At 73.4% G+C, this 2,882-nt stretch carries 1 protein-coding gene; it reads left to right on the forward strand.

The genetic code is table 11. The annotated features are described in order from the left end of the window. Positions 1-102: 102 nt before the first annotated feature. A partial coding sequence (locus tag HCU64_RS25115) for a condensation domain-containing protein (protein ID WP_233387217.1) occupies positions 103-2,882 on the forward strand: 2,780 nt, incomplete at its 3' end.

Consider the following 2,882-nt stretch of genomic DNA (forward strand, 5'->3'; position numbering starts at 1 on the left):
TCGTCGACCTCATTTCCCGGTTCTGTTTGTCCGATTGGCTGTGCGGTTGGTGCTCGCGTTGGTCATGTTCTGGATGGTGATCTGAACCCGGTTCCGGATGGTGTGACGGGCGAGTTGTACATTGGCGGGTACGGCCTGGCGCGGGGCTACTGGGGCCGTGCCGGGCTGACGGCGGAGCGGTTCGTGCCGGATCCGTTCGGCGGGGGCGGGTCGGGACCCGGCGGGCGCCTGTACCGGACAGGGGACCTGGCCTGCCGGATGGCGGACGGGACGATCCTGTACCGGGGCCGTGCGGACGATCAGGTGAAGATCCGCGGCCATCGGATCGAGCCGGGCGAGGTCGAGGCGCGGCTGCGCGGGCTTCCGGGGGTGGGCCAGGCGGCGGTGGTGGCGCGTCCGGGCGTGTCGGGGCTGCAGCTGGTGGGCTATGCGGTGCCGGCGGGCGAGGCTGACCTGGACGGCGCCTCGCTGCGCGCGGCCCTGGGCGCGGTGCTGCCGGATTACATGGTGCCGGCGCATGTGGTGGTGCTGGATGCTCTGCCCCTGACCCCGAACGGCAAGGTCGATCGCCGGGCGTTGCCGGCTCCGGCGCTTCCGGAGGCGGGGGGCGAGGCCGGGTTCGTGGCGCCGCAGGGCGAGGCGGAGACGGCCTTCGCGGAGATCTGGGCGGAGGTGCTCGGCCTGGAGCGCGTGAGTGTCTCCGACGACTTCTTCGAACTGGGCGGGGATTCGATCGTCTCTCTGCAGGTGGTGAGCCGGGCGCGCCAGCGCGGCTGGCGGATCGAGCCGCGGGACGTGTTTCGCCATCGCAGCCTGGGGGCGCTGGCGGCCTCGGCGCGGCGCGAGGCGGGGGCTGAGGCGAGCGAGACGAGCCTCGGTCCGGTGACGGGCGGGATGCCGCTCCTGCCGATCCAGGCGGCGTTCTTCGCCCAGGCAATGCCGGACCGGGATCACTGGAACCAGGCGGTCCTGCTGGAGCTGCCGGCGGGTGATGCAGCATCCTGGCCGAGGGTGGCCTCGGTGCTGGAGGCGATCGTGGCGCATCACGACGCCCTGCGGCTGCGCTTCGTCGCGGGCGCCTCGGGCTGGAGCGCCGAGCACGGTCCGGTGGAGGCGGATCCGGAGCGCCTGTGGCTGCGGACGATCCCGGCGGACTGCGCCGACGTCGCGGCCGAGGTGACGCGCCTGTGCGGCGAGGCGCAGGCCAGCCTGTCGCTGTCTGCGGGACGTCTGGTGCGCGGCCTCGGCCTCGACCTTCCGGACGGAAGCCGCCGTCTGCTGCTGGCGATCCATCACCTGGTGGTGGATGGGGTCTCGTGGCGCATCCTGGCGGAGGACCTCTCGCTCGGACTGGGCCAGGCCCTGCGCGGCGAGCCGGTGCAACTGCCCCCGAAGAGCGCGAGCTTCGCATCCTGGGGCCGCCGCCTGTCGTCCCATGCCGGCTCGGCTGCCCTCGCCGCAGAGCTCGACCATTGGCTCGCGCAGGGGGAGGCGGCGCAGGAGGCAGCGCAAGAGGCGGCCTGGCTTCCGAGCGATCACGCGCCCGAGGGCGAGGAGCGGAACGGGGAGGGGGCGGAAGAGCTGCTGGTGCTCGATGCCGATCTGACCGCGCGTCTGCTGGGTCCGGCCGGCACGGCCTACCGCACGGAGGCCAACGACCTGCTCCTGGCCGCCCTGGTGCAGGCGGTGACGGCCTGGCGCGAGGCCTCGGCCCCGGAGAGCTCCACGCAGACCCGTGCCTCGGACGCGCTGCTGCTGGAACTCGAGGGCCATGGCCGCGAGGCCCTGGGCGACGAGGATGCGGACGAGGCGGGCCCGTCCCTCGACCTGTCACGGACGGTGGGCTGGTTCACCAGCGCCTTCCCGGTGCGCCTCGAGGGCGGTCGCCGCGACGCGGCGGGCCTGATCACGGGCGTGAAGGAAGCCTTGCGGGCGATCCCACGGCGCGGCGTCGGCTACGGCGTGCTGGCGCAGCTGGGCTCGCAGGCACAGCGCGCGGGCCTGGCGGCACTTCCGGAGCCGCGGATCAGCTTCAACTATCTCGGGCGGTTCGATGCGAGCTTCAGTGCCGGCTCGGGGCTGAGGCTCGCCTCGGAAAGCGCCGGGCCTGCACGGGCGGCCTCCGCGCCGCTCGGGCGCTGGCTGACCATCAATGCCGGCGTGCGCGGCGGCTGCCTGCAGGTCTCCCTCAGTTACGGCACCCGCCGCTACGAGCGGGCGAGCGTGGCCCGTCTGGCCGAGGCCTATCACGCGGCCCTGCGCAGCCTCACAGAGCATTGCCTGAGCGGGGCGGGCGGGCTGACGCCCTCGGACGTGCCCGTCTCGGGCCTCGACCAGGCGGCGCTCGACGGCCTGATCTCCGGGGCCGGCCTCGACTGGCGGCAGGTCGAGGACGTCTACCCCCTGTCCCCGATGCAGCAGGGCCTGCTGTTCCATGCCTTGGAGGACGATGCGTCTGGGCTTTACGTGAACCAGCTGAGCGTGGGCGTGTCGGGCCTGGACGGGGCTCGGCTGCGGGCGGCCTGGGAGGCGGTGAGCGCGCGCCATGCCGTGCTGCGCACGGGGTTCGTGCGGCGCGGGGTTCCGGTGGGCGTGCCGGGCGGGGCGCTGCAGGTGGTGTTCCGCCAGGCGGAGCTGCCCTTCGTCGAGGAGGACTGGCGGGGGGCCGTTCCCATCGCAGGCGGCCAGGACGAGACGGTGTATGACGAGGAGGCCCGTCTTGCCTCTTCGTGTGAGGCGGAGCGGGCAGAGGGGTTCGATCTGTCGCAGGCGCCGCTGCAGCGGGTGCGGCTGGTGCGGCTGCCGGACGATGCCGAGGGGGCCTCGCGGCATCGCCTGATCTGGACGAGCCATCACCTCCTGCTGGACGGCTGGTCGTCGGC

The sequence above is a fragment of the Methylobacterium sp. C25 genome (assembly GCF_021352225.1).
Classification (GTDB): Bacteria; Pseudomonadota; Alphaproteobacteria; order Rhizobiales; family Beijerinckiaceae; genus Methylobacterium.